Raw genomic sequence first — 17,633 nt, 5'->3', positions numbered from 1 at the left:
CGGGCCCGGCCCCTACCGGGGCCCGCCCCCCGCCGCGGTCTCGGGGACCGGGCGGGGGCCGACGCGGGAGCGGGTCCGCGGGGGTCAGACGCGCTCGTCCTCGGGGAGGGTGATCACCCAGCGGGTCTCCGGGCGGGGCCGCAGGTAGAACACCCAGTAGAGGCTGGCGGCGACGGTGATGCCGAGCGTCCACCACAGGGCGGTCTTGTCGAGCTGGGTCAGGGTGTAGGCCAGGGCGACGATCACCAGGACCGGCAGCGCGGGCCACAGCGGCTGGCGCCAGGCCGGGGCGTCCCGGTGGTGGCCGCGGCGGGAGAACAGCGCGCCGACGGCGACCAGCAGGTAGAGCGCGGCGACCGCGACGCCGGTGATGTTGATCAGGGTGCTCTGCGGGACGAAGCAGAGCACCGCGCCGGGGACGCCGACGGCCAGGGTGGAGATCCACGGGGCGCTGAACTTGTTGAGGGTGCCGAAGGCGTTGTTGACCGGCTCGGGCCACGCCTTGTCGCGGCCGGAGGCGAACAGCACCCGGGAGTTCTGGATGACCATCACGATGCCGGCGTTGATGATCGCCAGCGCGATGCACAGGCTGATGAAGGTGCCGACGCCGCTGTTGCTCCAGCCGATCACCAGCTCCGAGATGTTGCCCTCGGTCAGCGCGTCCAGGCTGGGGGCGCCCATGGTGATCGCGGTGACCGGGACGATGATGATCGCGGCCGACAGGCCGAGCGTCCACAGCACGGTGCGGGCGACGTTCTTGCGCGGGTTCTCCAGCTCCTCGGAGAGGTAGATCGCGGTGGAGAAGCCCTGGGTGACGAAGAGCGCGGTGCCCATCGCGGTCAGGACCATCGCGAAGCCCACCCCGGTGGAGCCGCCGGCCCCGTCGGAGACCGCGCCGTGCAGCATGCTGCTCACGCCGCGCTCGCTGTGCCCGAAGCCGAGGAAGGCGACCACGGCGCAGGCGATGACCTCGAGCACCAGGAAGATGCCGGTGATCCAGGCGTTGGCCCGCAGGTCCAGCAGGCCGGCCACGGTGGCCGCGATCATCACCGCGGCGCCCGCCCACTGGTCGTTGACATGGATGATCGGTGCCAGGTACTCGGCGGTGCCCATCGCGATGATCGAGGGCACGATCATCACCACGATCAGCGACTGGATGAACACCAGCCAGCCGGTGAACTTGCCGGCCAGGGTGCCGACCATGGCGTACTCGCCGCCCGCGGAGGGCACCAGGGTGCCGAGCTCGGAGTAGCAGAACGCCACCGCGATGCAGATGACCGTGCCGATCACGATCGACATCAGGGTGAAGGTGCCGAGGCTGCTGAAGAGGTCCGGGACGATCACGAAGAGTGAGGATGCCGGTGTCACGCAGGAGAGCGTGAGCAGGGTGCCGCCCACGACGCCGAGCGATCGGGCGAGCTTCTTGGGGCTGTCCGCGGTGTGGTCCCCCTCGGGGGCGGCGACCTTCGGGGAGAGCGTGTCGGTCATGGGGCATCCGATCCACTGAGCGGTGATGTGGGGGACGGGAGCGGTATCGCCTCCGAAGCACGGTCTCGCGGTCTGGGTTCTGCTTCGCTCCCGGCTCGCCAGGTTGCCTGGACGAATAGGTCCAGTCAACGCGTGATCGGCTGCGGATTCCGTTGTCATAAGGCCGTCCTGCCTGCGGAATGCAGCCTCCGGGCGGGTAGGACGCATGTTTCCACAGTGTCAACTCCGGCGAACCACGCTTGATTCGAAGGCGAAGTGAGCTGGCTAACGTTTGATTCAAAGGCGCTCCGCCGCACTGCGGCGCTGGGCCGAAAAGGGCCGTCGGAGGCGGCGGTCGGCTACGGGAACCGAAGGAAAACTGCGAAAAACGGAAGATAACGTTATGGCACCGCTCTGCCGCCGGAGTGCCGAAAGGGCCGGGCTCCTTCCGGAACCCGGCCCTTTCGATCACCGTGCGTGAACGGCGCCCGCGCTACATCTGCGTCGGCAGCCAGCCCGTCTGCACCGTCTGGCCCGCCTGGATCCGGCGGGAGACGAACACACCGCGGCCCGGCGGCATCGGCTGGGGCTTGACCGTGCCGAGCAGCGCGCCCTCGCCCTTGTCACCGGAGAGCAGCACGCCCTGGCCGCCCAGCTCGCGCATGCGCTGCATCACCGGCTCGAACAGCGAGCGGCCGGCGCCGCCCGCGTTGCGGGCGATGATCAGGCGCAGGCCGATGTCGCGCGCGAACGGCAGGAACTCCGCCAGCGGCGCCATCGGGTTGCCCGACTGGGTGGCGACCAGCTCGTAGTCGTCCACGATCACGAACATGTCCTTGCCGCTGTACCAGCTGCGGTTGCGCAGCTGCTCCGGCGTGACGTCCGGGCCGGGCAGGCGGCGCCCGCAGGCCCCGCGCAGCATCTCCACGATCGCCGTCATGGCGGGCGCGGCGGCCGCGTACTCGACCAGGTACTCCTGCGGCACCACGCCGAGCAGCGAGCGGCGGAAGTCGCCGACCACGATGCCGGCCTGGTCCGGGGTGTACCGCTCGGTGATCTGCTTGATCAGCATCCGCAGCATCGCCGACTTGCCGGACTCGCTCTCGCCGAAGACGACGAACAGCGGGTCGCTCTCGAAGTTGACGAACACCGGCGCCAGCTCGACCTCGTCGACACCGAACGCGACACCCAGCTCCGGGTGCTCGAAGCCCTTGGGCAGCGAGTGGCCGTCCAGCACCGGCGGCAGCATGCGCACCTGCGGGGCCCGCGGGCCCGACCAGGCCGCGTTGACCTGGGCGACCAGGCCGGCCACGCCGTCCACCAGGTCCGCGGTCTCGCTGGAGCCGTCGATCCGGGGCAGGCCGGACAGGAAGTGCAGCTGGTCGGAGGTCAGACCGCGGCCCGGGATCGGCGGGACGTTCGCGGCGACCTTGCGGCCGATCTCGGACTCCATCGAGTCACCGAGCTTGAGCTCCACCCGGTTCTGCAGCTGGTCCTTCAGCGCCGGGCGGACCTCGGCGTAGCGGGCCGCGGTGATCACCACGTGCACGCCGTAGCCGAGACCGCGCTGCACGATGTCGGCGATGACCGGCTCCAGGACCTCGAACTCCTGCTTGAAGGTCAGCCAGCCGTCGACGAACAGGAACACGTCGCCGAACTGCTCGTCGGGCAGCTGCCCGGCGGCCCGGCGGGCCCGGTAGGTGGCGATGGTGTCGATGCCGGTCGCCCGGAACAGCTCCTCACGGCGGTTGAGCACGCCGTGCACCTCGCTGATCATGCGGCGGACCTTCTCGACGTCCAGACGGCCCGCGACGCCGCCGACGTGCGGCAGGTCGGCCAGCGAGCCGAAGCCGCCGCCGCCGAAGTCGAGCAGGTAGAACTGCGTCTCCACCGGCGTGTGGGTGACCGAGAAGCCGGCCACGATGGTGCGCACCATGGTGGACTTGCCCGAGCGCGGACCGCCCACGATCATGCCGTGGCCGGCGGCGCCCGAGTAGTCCAGGTACATCACGTCGCGGCGCTGGTCGCGCGGCTTGTCGACGATGCCGACCGGGACGACCAGGTTGCCCTGGCGGACGGCCGCCGGGGTCAGGCCGCGGTCCGGGCTGATCTGCAGCGGCTCCAGCAGGCTGTCCACGGACGGCGACTCGTCCAGCGGGGGCAGCCACACCTGGTGGGCCGGCGGGCCCTGGCCGATCATGCGCTGCACGAACACGTCGAGCATGGTGTCCAGCAGCGCCTCGTCCTTCTCCTCCTCCTCGGGGAGTTCGGGGAGGATCTCCACCTCGGGCTCGACGACCTCGACCTCGGCGGCGGTGAACAGCACCGGCTGGGCGGTGACCACCTGGCCGCCGACCGCGCGCTGGGTGCCCGGCGCCCGGTACTTGCCGGAGACGTAGGCGGCGCGGAAGCGCTCCATCACGTCGGAGCCGAACTTGAGGTAGCCCACGCCGGGGATCGGCGGCAGGTGGTAGGCGTCCGGCACGCCGATCGCGGCCCGCGACTCGGCGGCCGAGAAGGTGCGCAGACCCAGGCGGTAGGAGAGGAAGGTGTCCAGACCGCGGAGCTTGCCCTCCTCCAGTCGCTGCGAGGCCAGCAGCATGTGCATGCCCAGCGAACGGCCGATGCGGCCGATCTGGATGAACAGCTCGATGAAGTCCGGCTTCGCGGTGAGGAGTTCGGAGAACTCGTCGATGATCATCAGCAGCGAGGGCAGCGGGTCGAGCGGCGCGCCGGCCGCGCGGGCCCGCTCGTACTCGTTGATGTTCGCGTAGTTGCCCGCCGCGCGCAGCAGCTCCTGGCGGCGGTTCATCTCGCCCTCGATCGCGTCGCGCATGCGGTCGATCAGGGTCGCTTCGCCCTCGAGGTTGGTGATCACGGCCGCGGTGTGCGGCATCTCCGACATGCCGGCGAAGGTCGCACCGCCCTTGAAGTCCGCGAGGACCAGGTTCAGCACCTCGGAGGAGTGGGTGACCGCCAGCGCCAGCACGATGGTGCGCAGCACCTCGGACTTGCCGGAACCGGTCGCGCCCACGCACATGCCGTGCGGGCCCATGCCCTCCAGCGAGGCTTCCTTGATGTCCAGCCAGACGTACTCGCCGTTGCTGCCGACACCCAGCGGGACGCGCAGCTTCTCGCGGATCGGCTTGGGACGCCAGTGCCGGGCCGGGTCGAAGGAGCCCGGGTCGCCGGTGTGCATCATCTCGGTGAAGTCCATCGACACCAGCGACGGGTCGCTGTCGTCGCCGCCCGCCGACGCCCGGAACGGCGCCAACTGCCGGGCCAGCGCCTCGGACTGCCAGGCCGACAGGGTGTCCGGCTTGCCCGGGTAGCTCGCCCCGGACGCCGCCTCCAGCAGCAGCTCGTCCTTGCCGACGGTGATCACCAGGTGGCCGTTGGGCTCGTCCAGGTCACCCGGGACGACCTCGATCACGGTGACGCCCTGGACGCCCTCCGGGCCGGCGATCACCGAGTCGACCGGCACCGAGGCGCCGTCCATGATGACCACCAGGTGCGGCTGGTCCGGGGTCGGCGTGCTGTCCCGGGAGAAGCCCTTGCGGCCCGCGAGCTCGTTGGCCAGCAGCTCCTCCAGCTCGCCCAGACCGGAGGCGATCAGGCGCCGCGAACCGGCCCCGTCGCTCTCCTTGCGGTGCTGGGTGTGCGGCAGCCACTTCGCCCACTCCCACTCCTCCACCGCGCCGGGCGCGGCGGCCACCCCGATCATCAGGTCCTCGGGGGAGTGCAGGGTCGCCAACTGGGCCACCATCGCCCGCACGTTGCCGTACACCGAGTCCGGGTCGCCGCACACCGTGATGTGGTAGAACGCCCGCAGCGAGACCGCCAGCGGCAGGTCCTGCAGGGTGCCGTGGGTCTTGATGAAGGTGCCCATCGCCTCCGCGGCGAGCGGCTCCAGCTCGTCCATCGGCGCGGTCTGCGGCGCCACCAGCGGCGTCGACAGCTGCAGCGGGCCGAGACCGACCCGGATCTGCGCGAAGTCCGCGTCGGTGGGCCGGCGCTCCCACAGCCGGCGGCCCTCCGCCACCACCGACCACAGCTGGTCCGGCTCCGGGTGGGTGAACAGCAGCGAACCGCGCTGCCGCTCCGCGGTGCGGCGCACCTCGCGGCGCTTCTGCTGCAGGTACTTCAGGTAGTCGCGGCGCTCGTCCGAGGTCGCCGCGCTGCCGCCCTTGCGGGCCCTGACGATCTGCGCCACCGCCATCGCGGCGGTGGAGGCGATCATCAGGACGCCCATCATCTTCATCGGCCCCTGGCCGCCCTGGAACAGGAAGGCCGCGCTGCCGCCCATGCCGAGCATCGGCATCAGCGTCATCAGCCAGTCCTCGCCGCCGCCGCGCGGCAGCTCGGGCGGTGGAACCAGCTCGACCGGCTCCTCCGACACCGCCGGCGGGAACGCCCGCGGCGGGCGCTTCACCGTCACCGTACTCATGCCATCACCCCGTCCCGGGCGGCAGCCGCAGAGCACGGCTCCCCGTTCTCAACGACGCGCCCTCCCAGGGCACTTGACAGGGGGCGCCCCCATCGCTCGCTCACAATCCGCCCTCACGCATCTGGATACGTACGGTGAGGGCGCCCCGTGTGATGACGCCGCCCCCGCTCCGCCGAACCGCAGGCGCGCGGGGCTGTCGCGTCTTCGACCGCCGCCCCCGTACGCCGTGCGCAGGGGCCGATCCTACTGCGCACGCCAAGCAGTTCGTCCACGGGGTCGGATCGGGCCCCCGACCGGGACTGATCCGCCGTCAGCGGGCCGGCCGGCCGCGGCGCCCGGACCCCGCGCGCGCCGCCCTTCCGCCGGAGGGTAAGGTGTCGCCGCGCCAACTCTCGTTCGGACCGTGACAGTTCCGGAACCGCTGCGACGAGTGGTCAGCAGACTTGCCGACACAGCCAACGAGGGGGAGAGGGCCGGTGAGCAACAACGCAACGACCGGTTTTTGCCGGGTCACCGTGGTGGCTCCGGACAGCCGGATCGACGTCGCCCTGCCGGAGGACGTCCCACTCGCGGACATCTACCCGGAGGTGCTCCGGCTCTCCGGGCAGACCCAGGTGGACGGGACGCCCACCGGTTTCCACCTGGTCCGCCGGGACGGCACCGTGCTGGACAGCGGACTGCCGCTGGCCGCCCAGCAGGTCCGCGACGGCGACCTGCTGAGCCTGCGCCCGTTCGCGGAGTCGCTGCCGCCGGCGGTCTACGACGACGTCGCGGACGCCATCGCCTCCGCCGTCGAGGCCGACCGCCGCTTCTGGAGCCCGGACCTGATGCGGGCCTTCGGCCTGGTCGCGGGCACCGTGCTGCTCACGCTGCTGGCCTTCGCGCTCTGGTTCTCCGACCTGCGGCACAACATGTTCGGCCTGCCCGGCATCCTGGCCGGCGTCACCGCGGTCGTCCTGGTCACCTTCGCCGGTGTCCGCGCCCGGGTCTACGCCGACCACACCGCCGCCCTGGCCCTCGGCCTCGGCGCACTGCCGCACGCCATGCTGGCGGGCTCCGGCATCATCGACGTCGCCAACGAGGGCGACGGCCCCGGCCGGCTCCAGTTCCTGGTCGGCTGCGTCGTCGTGCTGGTGCTCTCCGTCCTGCTGGTCGGCCTGCTGCCGGAGAAGGACTCGGCGTTCGTCGCCGCCTCCTTCCTCGCCGCGGCCGGCACCCTGGCCACCTTCGCCGCGGTCCTGATGTCCGGCACCGCGATCACCGACATCGCCGCGGTCACCGGCGTGGCCGGCGTCGCCGCGGTCGGCTTCCTGCCCGCGCTCTCCGCCCGCTTCGCCCGGCTGCCCGTCGGCTTCAGCGCCCCCGGCCAGACCCGCACCCGCGGCAGCGCCTACGGCGAGGAGGCCAACACCGCCGAGACCGTCCAGTACGAGCGGATCGCCGCCCAGGCCCGCCGCGGCCACGAGGTGCTGGTCGGCCTGGTCGGCGGCGCCTCCGCCACCATCGTCGGCGCCTGCGCCGTGCTCGGCTTCAGCGACCGGACCTGGGCCGAACTGCTGGCCCTGGCCATCGGCGTCTCGACCATGCTGCGGGCCCGGCTGTTCCGCTACACCGCGCAGGTCTTCGCGCTCACCATCTCCGGCCTGGCCGCGCTGTCCCTGCTGATCCTCGGCCTGGCCCTGCACACCCCGCTGCACCTGCTGATGGCCAAGCTCACCAACGAGGGCGGCGGCGACCTGCGCACCGTGTGGCTCGCCGCGTCCATCGCGGCCGGCGCCGCGGTGATGACCGCGATCGCGCTGATCGTCCCCCGCTCCGGGGTGTCCCCGTTCTGGGGCCGCATCCTGGACATGGTCGACAGCCTGATGCTGCTCGCGCTCGTCCCGCTCACGCTCGCCGTCCTGAACGTCTACAACATGGTGCGCGGCGCGACCGGCTGAGCCGCGCTGGTATCGTTGATCCGTCCGAGTCCCGTCAGGTCCTGTGCTTCCGACCAGGACCACTCGGCCACACCGAAGGAGATGCCCGTGGCCCTCGCCGCTGACGTCAAGAAGCAGATCATCGCCGAGTTCGGCCAGAAGGAGGGCGACACCGGCTCCCCCGAGGTCCAGGTGGCCATGCTCTCCCGCCGGATCTCGGACCTGACCGAGCACCTCAAGTTCCACAAGCACGACCACCACTCGCGCCGCGGCCTGCTGATCCTGGTCGGCCAGCGCCGCCGCCTGCTGCAGTACCTGGCCAAGAAGGACATCGAGCGCTTCCGCACCCTGGTGGACCGCCTCGGCATCCGCCGCGGTGCCGCCGGCGGCGCCCGCTGACACCGCTCGCAGGGGCGGCTCCCCTCACCGGGGGAGCCGCCCCTCGGCGCATTCCGCGCCACTCCGGGCAGCCCTCCGACCACACCCCGCGACGAAGCCGTCGGCGTAAAGCCGCACTCGGTAGGGTGTGAATTTGTAAGGTAAAGGGCATGCCCGCCCTAGCGGGCCGAATCAAGGTCTCCAACGGAGGCCGCCCGCACCCCGCAGGAGCGTCCACACGCCACCGCCGCGCGCCGAAAGGCGCCGGTCCTCGGTAGTGGCCGCCGGGAACCCCGAGGAACGGGGCACGACCCGGTGGCTTCGATCGAAGACCGGCCCAGCTGCCCGGGCCACGGCAGGCAAGCGCAGGGGCGCTCCTGGGGAGACGTACGAAAGAGGAGATCTTCCAGGTGGAAGAGAACGTTTTCTACGCCGAGGCCGTCATCGACAACGGCAGCTTCGGTACCCGCACCATCCGCTTCGAGACCGGCCGCCTGGCCCGTCAGGCCGCCGGCTCCGCCGTGGCCTACCTGGACGACGACACCATGGTGCTGTCGGCCACCAGCGCCTCGAAGCAGCCCAAGGAGCACTTCGACTTCTTCCCCCTCACGGTGGACGTCGAGGAGCGGATGTACGCCGCCGGCCGCATCCCCGGCTCGTTCTTCCGTCGCGAGGGCCGCCCCTCCGAGGACGCGATCCTCACCTGCCGCCTGATCGACCGCCCGCTGCGCCCGTCCTTCGTCAAGGGCCTGCGCAACGAGATCCAGGTCGTCGTCACCGTCATGGCGCTCAACCCGGACCACCTGTACGACGTGGTGGCCATCAACGCGGCCTCCGCCTCCACCCAGCTGGCCGGCCTGCCGTTCTCCGGCCCGATCGGCGGCGTCCGCGTCGCGCTGATCAACGGCCAGTGGGTGGCCTTCCCGACCCACTCCGAGCTGGAGTCGGCCGTCTTCGACATGGTCGTGGCCGGCCGCGTCCTGCCGGACGGCGACGTCGCGATCATGATGGTCGAGGCCGAGGCCACCGACAAGACCATCAAGCTGGTCGAGGGCGGTGCCGAGGCCCCCACCGAGGAGGTCGTCGCCGCCGGCCTGGAGGCCGCCAAGCCGTTCATCAAGGTGCTGTGCGCCGCGCAGTCCCAGCTCGCCAAGCAGGCCGCCAAGCCGACCGGCGAGTTCCCGCGCTTCCTGGAGTACCAGGACGACGTGCTGGCCGCGCTGACCTCCGCCGTCAAGGACGAGCTCGCCAAGGCGCTCACCATCGCCGGCAAGCAGGAGCGCCAGAACGAGCTGGACCGCATCAAGGGCGTCGCCGCCGACAAGCTGCTCCCGGAGTTCGAGGGCCGCGAGAAGGAGATCAGCGCCGCCTACAACGCGCTGACCAAGAAGATCGTCCGCGAGCGCGTCATCAAGGACAAGGTCCGCATCGACGGCCGCGGCGTCACCGACATCCGCACCCTGGCCGCCGAGGTCGAGGCCATCCCGCGGGTGCACGGCTCGGCCCTGTTCGAGCGCGGCGAGACCCAGATCCTGGGCGTCACCACGCTGAACATGCTGCGCATGGAGCAGCAGCTCGACACGCTCTCCCCGGAGACCCGTCGGCGCTACATGCACAACTACAACTTCCCGCCGTACTCGGTCGGCGAGACCGGCCGCGTCGGCTCCCCGAAGCGCCGCGAGATCGGCCACGGCGCCCTCGCCGAGCGTGCGCTCCTCCCCGTCCTGCCGACCCGCGAGGAGTTCCCCTACGCGATCCGCCAGGTCTCCGAGGCGCTCGGCTCCAACGGCTCCACCTCGATGGGCTCGGTCTGCGCGTCCACCATGTCGCTGCTGAACGCCGGTGTGCCGCTGAAGGCCCCGGTCGCCGGCATCGCCATGGGCCTGATCTCGCAGGAGATCGAGGGCGAGACCCACTACGTGACGCTGACCGACATCCTCGGCGCCGAGGACGCGTACGGCGACATGGACTTCAAGGTCGCCGGCACCCGGAACTTCATCACCGCGCTGCAGCTCGACACCAAGCTCGACGGCATCCCCGCCTCGGTGCTGGCCGCCGCGCTGAAGCAGGCCAAGGACGCCCGCCTGCACATCCTCGACGTCATGAACGAGGCGATCGACGCCCCGGACGAGATGTCCCCGAACGCGCCGCGGATCATCACCATCAAGATCCCGGTGGACAAGATCGGCGAGGTCATCGGCCCCAAGGGCAAGATGATCAACCAGATCCAGGAGGACACCGGCGCCGAGATCACCATCGAGGACGACGGCACCATCTACATCGGTGCCTCCGTCGGCTCGGCCGCCGAGGCCGCGCGCTCGACGATCAACCAGATCGCCAACCCGACCATGCCGGAGGTCGGCGAGCGCTACCTGGGCACCGTGGTGAAGACCACCACCTTCGGCGCCTTCGTCTCGCTCATGCCGGGCAAGGACGGTCTGCTGCACATCTCGCAGATCCGCAAGCTGGCCGGCGGCAAGCGCGTCGAGAACGTCGAGGACGTGCTCGGCGTCGGCGCCAAGGTGCAGGTCGAGATCGCCGAGATCGACCCGCGCGGCAAGCTGTCGCTGATCCCGGTCGTCGAGGGCGAGGAGGGCGGCGAGGCCGCCGCCTCCGAGTGACGACCCCGTAGCACCCGCGGCCCGCACGCCCTTCCCGGCGCGTGCGGGCCGCACCCTGTTCGTAGAAGTCCTGTTCGTGAAGCAGCAGTTGGAAGGAACACCCGTGGCCCAGGCCTCGGCGGCGAAACAGCGCCCCGGAACCACCCGGACCCTGCTCAAGGGCACCGAAGGCGGCGCGGGCACCGTCCGCCGCACGGTCCTCCCCGGCGGCCTGCGGGTCGTCACCGAGACCCTCCCGACGGTGCGCAGCGCCACCTTCGGCATCTGGGTCGGCGTCGGCTCCCGGGACGAGACCCCGGTCCTCAACGGGGCCACCCACTACCTGGAGCACCTGCTCTTCAAGGGCACCGCCCGGCGCGACGCGCTGGAGATCTCCGCCGCGCTGGACGCGGTCGGCGGCGAGATGAACGCCTTCACCGCCAAGGAGAACACCTGCTACTACGCGCGGGTCCTGGACACCGACCTGCCGCTCGCCATCGACGTGGTCTGCGACATGCTGACCGGCTCGCTGATCCGCCCCGAGGACGTGGAGTCCGAACGCGGCGTCATCCTCGAGGAGATGGCGATGGCCGAGGACGACCCGGGCGACGTGGTGCACGACCTGTTCGCCGAGGTGGTCTTCGGGGCGACCCCGCTCGGCCGCCCCATCCTGGGCACCCAGGAGACCGTCACCGCGCTCACCCGCGACCAGATCGCCGGCTTCTACCAGCGCCGCTACAAGCCGGAGAACCTGGTGGTCGCCGCGGCCGGCAACCTCGACCACGCCAAGGTGGTCAAGCTGGTCCAGCAGGCGTTCGCGCCCGTCCTGGCCAAGTCCAAGGGCCACCCCGCCGAGGTCCGGCGCGGCGTCAAGACCGTCCGCACCGCCGGGCGGGCCGCCGTCCTCAACCGCCCCACCGAGCAGGCCCACCTCGTCCTCGGCCTCCCCGGCATCCCCCGCCACGACGAGCGCCGCTGGGCGCTCGGCGTGCTCAACGCGGCCCTCGGCGGCGGCATGAGCTCCCGGCTGTTCCAGGAGGTCCGGGAGAAGCGCGGCCTGGCGTACTCGGTGTACTCCTACTCCTCCTCGTACGCCGACACCGGCCTGTTCGGCATCTACGCGGGCTGCCAGCCCAAGCGGGTCGAGGAGGTGCTGAAGATCTGCCGCAGCGAACTCGCCCGGGTGGTCGCGGAGGGCATCACCGAGGAGGAGCTGCGCCGCGCCATCGGCCAGATCTCCGGCTCCACCGTGCTCGGCATGGAGGACACCGGCTCGCTGATGAACCGGATCGGCAAGGCCGAGCTCTCCTACGGCCACCACCTGTCGGTGGACGAGATGCTCGGGAAGATCGCCGCGGTGACCCTGGACGACGTGCACGCCGTCGCCCGTGATGTGCTGGGGGCGCACCGCCCCTCGCTCGCCCTGATCGGCCCGATCAACGACCGGCGGGCGGCCAAGCTCGCCGACCTGCTGGTCTGACCGACCGGCCTGAGAGGAAGACTGACATGACGCTGCGCGTCGCCGTGATCGGCGCCAGGGGCCGGATCGGCTCGGAGGCCGTCAAGGCCGTCGAGGCCGCCGGGGACATGGAGCTGGTGGCCGCCCTGGGCCGCGGCTCCGAGCTGACCGAACTCACCGAGGCCCGGGTCGACGTCGCCGTCGAACTCACCCACCCCGACTCGGTGATGGGCAACCTCGACTACTGCCTCACCCACGGCATCCACGTGGTCACCGGCACCACCGGCTGGACCGACGAGCGCCTGGAGACCGTCCGCGGCCTGCTCGCGAAGGCCCCCGGGCTGGGCCTGCTGATCGCCCCGAACTTCTCCATCGGCGCGATCCTCGGGATGAAGTTCTCCCAGCTCGCCGCCCGGTACTACGAGTCCGTCGAGGTGATCGAGCTCCACCACGACAACAAGGCCGACGCCCCCTCCGGCACCGCCACCCGCACCGCCCAGCTGATCGCCGCCGCCCGCGCCGAGGCCGGCCTGCCCCCGCAGCACGACCCGACCACCCACGGCCTGCCCGGCGCCCGCGGCGCCGACGTGGACGGCGTCCCGGTGCACGCGGTCCGGCTGCGCGGCCTGCTGGCCCACCAGCAGGTGATGTTCGGCGACACCGGCGAGACCCTGACGATCCGGCACGACTCCACGCACCACAGCAGCTTCATGCCCGGCATCCTGCTCGGCGCGCGGAAGATCGCCGACCACCCGGGCCTGACCTTCGGCCTGGAACACTTCCTGGACCTGTGAGATGACCTCCCGCACCGGCTTCTTCGTCCTCTCCGGCCTGCTGCTGCTGGTCAGCCTGGTCTGCATCGGCGAGGGCGCCCAACTGGTCGCCACCGGAAAGCCGTTGGGCATCGGCATCGGCCTGTGCGCCTTCGTCATCCCGGTGATCGGCGTCTGGTTCCTCGTCCAGACCGTCCGCTTCGGCCGGGCCAGCGAGCGGCTCGCCCGCGAGCTGGAGGCCGAGGGCGGCCTGCCCGTCGACGAGCTGAAGCGCACCGCCGGCGGCCGGATCGACCGCGCCTCCGCCGACGCGGTGTTCACCCGCCGCAAGGCCGAGACCGAAGCGGACCCCACCGACTGGCGGAACTTCTTCCGGCTGGCGGTGGCGTACGCCGACGCGGGCGACGTGCCGCGCGCCCGCAAGGCCATGCAGCACGCCATCAAGCTGCACGGAGCGGGCTCTCCCACCGCCGTAGACTGACCCGTACTCTCCTCCAGACCCCCTCAGGACGTTCTCCCATGCGCGCAGTAGAACCCCAGGTCCACCTCATCGCCCGCCCCGAGCTCGACTACGACGAGGTCGCCGCCTACCTGCAGGACGTCGGCGGCGAGAGCTGGCTGGAGCGGGTCGACCGCGGCGACCTGGACGACGCCCAGAACCTCGCCGAGTTCGCCGGCCGGATCTGCTACCGCTCCTGGAAGCCGGGCCTCAACCCGAACGTCACCAAGGTCCGCACCGACCAGGACGTCTACCTGAAGAACATCCTGGCCAGCGCGCACGGCTCGGTGCTGGAGCACGTCTCCTTCACCTTCGTGCTGCACAACGTCAGCCGGGTGGTCACCCACGAGCTGGTCCGGCACCGGGCCGGCGTCGCGGTCTCCCAGGAGTCGCTGCGCTTCGTCCGGCTCGACGACATCCCGTTCTGGTTCCCCGAGTGGGCCAAGCAGGACGAGGAGCTGATGTCCCGGGCCACCGGCCTGATGAAGGAGATCGAGGAGTTCCAGCACTGGATGGCCGACCACTTCGGGCTGGACGAGGAGGGCGTGCCCTTCCACGAGAAGAAGGAGAAGACCTCCTTCATGCGCCGCTTCGCCCCCGAGGGCCTGGCCACCGGTCTGGTCTGGACGGCCAACGTCCGCACCCTGCGGCACGTCATCGAGAACCGCACCGCGCCGGGCGCCGAGGAGGAGATCCGGCTGCTGTTCGGCAAGATCGGCGAGCTGATGGTCAAGGAGGCCCCGTCGCTGTTCGGCGACTACACCGTCGAGAACGGCGCCTGGGTGCCGGGCTGGCGCAAGGTCTGACGGCCTGACGGGGCGTCGGGGGCCGGGCCGGCGGCGCTCACCCGTGCGGCCTTCGACCGGGGCGCCGGACCACCCGCTGACCTGCACCGACGGGCAGATGGGCGGAATGCGTGGCATGTCTGGATTGCGGCTTCCCCGGCCGCTCCATACGCTCAGGACACGGATTCCGGTGCTGCGTGAACCCCCGAGCGCGCAGCACCGGAATCCCATGTCTGGCCCGGGATCCGGTGCCCCTCCCGACCCCCCGGACTGTCCAAACCCTGGACCTGCGTCGCTACCGACCACCGCCCTACGAGTAGCTTTGGACCCATGGCTCCGACCTCCACACCGCAGACGCCCTTCGGCCGGGTCCTGACCGCGATGGTCACCCCGTTCACCCCCGAGGGCGACCTCGACCTCGACGGCGCCCAGCGCCTCGCCGCCCACCTGGTGGACTCCGGCAACGACGGCCTGGTGCTCAACGGCACCACCGGCGAATCGCCCACCACCACCGACGCGGAGAAGGCCCAACTGGTCCGGGCCGTGGTCGAGGCGGTCGGGGACCGCGCCCACGTCATCAGCGGCGTCGGCACCAACGACACCCGCCACAGCATCGAGCTCGCCCGCCAGGCCCGGGAGGCCGGTGCGCACGGCCTGCTCGCCGTCACCCCGTACTACAGCAAGCCCCCGCAGGAGGGCCTGTACCGGCACACCGTCGCCGTCGCCGACGCCACCGACCTGCCGGTCATGCTGTACGACATCCCCGGCCGCTCCGGCGTCGCCCTCGACAGCGACACCCTGGTCCGCCTCGGCGAGCACCCCCGGATCGTCGCCAACAAGGACGCCAAGGGCGACGTCGCCGCGGCCGCCCACACGATCGCCCGCGCCGACCTCGCCTGGTACTCCGGCGACGACGTGCTGACCCTGCCGCTGCTCTCGGTCGGAGCCGTCGGCGTGGTCAGCGTGGTCGGCCACGTCGTCTCCGCCGAGATCCGCACCATGATCGAGGCGTTCGCGGCCGGCGACACCGCCAAGGCGCTCGCCGTCCACCAGAGCCTGCTGCCGGTCTTCGCCGGAATGTTCCGCACCCAGGGAGTGATCCTCGCCAAGGCTGCGTTGAACCTGCAGGGACACCCGGCCGGCCCGCTCCGGCTCCCCCTGGTCCCCGCCACGGAGGCGGAGACCGCCCGGTTGAAGGAGGATCTCGCCGCCGGCGGGGTACACCTGTAACCAACAACAGACGTGCGCGCCCCCGGCTCGCCGGACCCGACCGGGTCCGCCGCTGGACCGGGACCGAAGGCGCGCGGCACATCGGCAGTCAGGTAACCACGATGGACGCACGCCATATGCAGCCGGGGGAGGAACCCCCCGGGCATATGGCGTGCGTCGTGAGGAGAGTCTTTTGAGCCACCCGCACCCCGAACTCGGCGCGCCCCCCGCACTCAAGGAAGGCGCCCTCCGTATCACCCCGCTCGGCGGCCTCGGCGAGATCGGCCGCAACATGACGGTCCTCGAGTACGGCGACCGGATCCTGATCATCGACTGCGGCGTGCTCTTCCCCGAGGACGAGCAGCCCGGCGTCGACCTGATCCTCCCGGACTTCAGCTACATCCGGGACCGCCTCGACAAGATCGACGGCATCATCCTCACCCACGGCCACGAGGACCACATCGGTGCCGTGCCCTACCTGCTCCGGGAGAACCCGGACATCCCGCTGATCGGCTCGAAGCTCACCCTCGCCCTGATCGAGGCCAAGCTGGCCGAGCACCGCATCCACCCCTACGTCCTGGAGGTCGTGGAGGGCGACCGCGAGCGGATCGGCCCCTTCGACTGCCAGTTCATCGCGGTCAACCACTCCATCCCGGACGCCCTCGCCGTCGCCGTCCGCACCCCCGCGGGCATGGTCGTCGCCACCGGCGACTTCAAGATGGACCAGCTCCCGCTGGACGGCCGGCTCACCGACCTCCCGGCCTTCGCCAAGCTCGCCGAAGAGGGCATGGACCTCCTCCTGGTGGACTCCACCAACGCCGAGGTCCCCGGCTTCATCCCGCACGAGCGCGACATCTCCGCGGCCCTGCGCAACGTCTTCGCCAGCGCGGAGAAGCGCATCATCGTCGCCTCCTTCGCCAGCCACGTGCACCGCATCCAGCAGGTCCTGGACGCCGCGCACGAGCACAGGCGCAAGGTCGCCTTCGTCGGCCGCTCGATGGTCCGCAACATGGGCATCGCCCGCGAGCTCGGCTACCTGAAGGTGCCCGGCAACCTGCTCGTCGACGTCAAGACCCTCGACGACCTCCCCGACAAGGAGGTGGTGCTGATCTGCACCGGCTCCCAGGGCGAGCCGATGGCCGCGCTGTCCCGGATGGCCAACCGCGACCACCAGATCCGCATCGTCGAGGGCGACACCGTCGTCCTCGCCTCCTCACTGATCCCCGGCAACGAGAACGCCGTCTACCGCGTCATCAACGGCCTCACCCGCTGGGGCGCCAAGGTCGTCCACAAGGGCAACGCCAAGGTGCACGTCTCCGGCCACGCCTCGGCCGGCGAGCTCCTGTACTTCTTCAACATCTGCAAGCCCAAGAACCTGATGCCGGTCCACGGCGAATGGCGGCACCTGCGCGCCGCCGCCGACCTCGGCATCGCCACGGGCATTCCGCGCAACCGCGTGGTCATCGCCGAGGACGGCGTCTGCGTCGACCTGGAGAAGGGCGTCGCCCGGATCGCCGGCAAGGTCCAGGCCGGCTACGTCTACGTCGACGGCTCCTCGGTCGGCGACATCACCGAAGCCTCGCTCAAGGACCGCCGCATCCTCGGCGAGGAGGGCTTCATCTCGGTCTTCGTGGTGGTCGACTCCACCAACGGCAAGATCGTCAGCGGCCCGACCATCCAGGCCCGCGGCTCCGGCATCGAGGACGGCGCGTTCGCCTCGATCGCCGGCAAGCTGGAGGAGGCCCTGACCCGCTCCGCCGGCGAAGGCGTCCTGGAGGTCCGCCAGATCCAGCAGCTGGTCCGCCGGACCGTCGGCAAGTGGGTCGCGGACAACTACCGCCGCCGCCCGATGATCCTCCCGGTCGTCGTCGAGGTCTGATCCCACGACCCGATTTGACCTGGGGCAGCCCGGTGCGTAATGTTCTCCGGGTTGCCCCACGGTCGTGCGGCTTCGCTCCGGAATCGAATTCGTTCGAGTCGGGGCGGGGAAAACAGGCCGAGAAACTCTGGTAGAGTTCGGGAGCGCCGAAAGGCGAAAGCGAATCGGATCGAATGAAACTCCGGAAAACGGAGTGGAAAACGTCTGATAAGCTGGGA

11 protein-coding genes are annotated in these 17,633 nt (G+C 70.9%); 9 read left to right on the top strand and 2 right to left on the bottom strand.

Features of this window, described 5'->3' with window-relative positions:
- Positions 1–84: 84 nt before the first annotated feature.
- Entirely contained in the window at positions 85–1,488 is a 1,404-nt protein-coding gene (locus ACFUEL_RS16835; RefSeq protein ID WP_380237027.1) for an APC family permease, read from the bottom strand.
- 472 nt (positions 1,489–1,960) lie between these two features.
- On the bottom strand, positions 1,961–5,914 hold the full coding sequence (eccCa, locus tag ACFUEL_RS16830; protein ID WP_380237026.1) for a type VII secretion protein EccCa: 3,954 nt from the start codon (positions 5,912–5,914) through the stop codon (positions 1,961–1,963).
- 476 nt (positions 5,915–6,390) lie between these two features.
- On the opposite strand from eccCa, the gene eccD reads away from it, so the two are divergent.
- The 9 genes from eccD to ACFUEL_RS16785 all read left to right on the top strand — a co-directional run bounded on the left by eccD (position 6,391) and on the right by ACFUEL_RS16785 (position 17,415).
- Positions 6,391–7,854, top strand: a complete 1,464-nt coding sequence (eccD, locus tag ACFUEL_RS16825; RefSeq protein ID WP_380237025.1) for a type VII secretion integral membrane protein EccD — start codon at positions 6,391–6,393, stop codon at positions 7,852–7,854.
- Positions 7,855–7,941: 87 nt separating this feature from the next.
- Positions 7,942–8,232, top strand: coding sequence for a 30S ribosomal protein S15 (gene rpsO, locus ACFUEL_RS16820; protein ID WP_030462697.1), 291 nt, complete (start codon positions 7,942–7,944; stop codon positions 8,230–8,232).
- Positions 8,233–8,621: 389 nt separating this feature from the next.
- Positions 8,622–10,832 carry a polyribonucleotide nucleotidyltransferase gene (locus ACFUEL_RS16815; RefSeq protein WP_380237024.1) on the top strand — a complete coding sequence of 737 codons (2,211 nt, stop codon included), beginning with the start codon at positions 8,622–8,624 and terminating at the stop codon, positions 10,830–10,832.
- A 103-nt stretch (positions 10,833–10,935) separates the two neighbouring features.
- On the top strand, positions 10,936–12,291 hold the full coding sequence (locus tag ACFUEL_RS16810) for a M16 family metallopeptidase (RefSeq protein WP_380237022.1): 1,356 nt from the start codon (positions 10,936–10,938) through the stop codon (positions 12,289–12,291).
- 26 nt (positions 12,292–12,317) lie between these two features.
- Positions 12,318–13,064 (top strand): 4-hydroxy-tetrahydrodipicolinate reductase, encoded by a 747-nt coding sequence (gene dapB, locus ACFUEL_RS16805; protein ID WP_380237021.1) that lies wholly within the window; start codon positions 12,318–12,320, stop codon positions 13,062–13,064.
- A gap of 1 nt (position 13,065) precedes the next feature.
- Complete coding sequence (locus ACFUEL_RS16800) at positions 13,066–13,524, top strand: hypothetical protein (protein WP_380237020.1); 459 nt, start codon at positions 13,066–13,068, stop codon at positions 13,522–13,524.
- Between the two features lie 38 nt (positions 13,525–13,562).
- Positions 13,563–14,348: an FAD-dependent thymidylate synthase gene (thyX, locus tag ACFUEL_RS16795; protein WP_380237019.1), complete on the top strand. Its 786-nt coding sequence runs from the start codon at positions 13,563–13,565 to the stop codon at positions 14,346–14,348.
- A gap of 309 nt (positions 14,349–14,657) precedes the next feature.
- The gene (gene dapA, locus ACFUEL_RS16790) at positions 14,658–15,557 is read left to right on the top strand and encodes a 4-hydroxy-tetrahydrodipicolinate synthase (protein WP_380237018.1); all 900 of its coding nucleotides are present in this window, start codon (positions 14,658–14,660) and stop codon (positions 15,555–15,557) included.
- A 172-nt stretch (positions 15,558–15,729) separates the two neighbouring features.
- Entirely contained in the window at positions 15,730–17,415 is a 1,686-nt protein-coding gene (locus tag ACFUEL_RS16785) for a ribonuclease J (protein WP_380237017.1), read from the top strand.
- Positions 17,416–17,633: the final 218 nt, after the last annotated feature.

Source organism: Kitasatospora sp. NPDC057198, assembly GCF_042670125.1.
Classification (GTDB): domain Bacteria; phylum Actinomycetota; class Actinomycetes; order Streptomycetales; family Streptomycetaceae; genus Kitasatospora.
This window is presented reverse-complemented; position numbering and strand designations above follow the sequence as displayed.

What these genes read in the sequence shown, in the direction of transcription:
- ACFUEL_RS16835 (WP_380237027.1), bottom strand. Translation starts at nt 1,488, where the DNA reads ATGACCGACACGCTCTCCCCGAAGGTCGCCGCCCCCGAGGGGGACCAC.
- eccCa (WP_380237026.1), bottom strand. Translation starts at nt 5,914, where the DNA reads ATGAGTACGGTGACGGTGAAGCGCCCGCCGCGGGCGTTCCCGCCGGCG.
- dapB (WP_380237021.1), top strand. Translation starts at nt 12,318, where the DNA reads ATGACGCTGCGCGTCGCCGTGATCGGCGCCAGGGGCCGGATCGGCTCG.
- ACFUEL_RS16800 (WP_380237020.1), top strand. Translation starts at nt 13,066, where the DNA reads ATGACCTCCCGCACCGGCTTCTTCGTCCTCTCCGGCCTGCTGCTGCTG.
- thyX (WP_380237019.1), top strand. Translation starts at nt 13,563, where the DNA reads ATGCGCGCAGTAGAACCCCAGGTCCACCTCATCGCCCGCCCCGAGCTC.
- dapA (WP_380237018.1), top strand. Translation starts at nt 14,658, where the DNA reads ATGGCTCCGACCTCCACACCGCAGACGCCCTTCGGCCGGGTCCTGACC.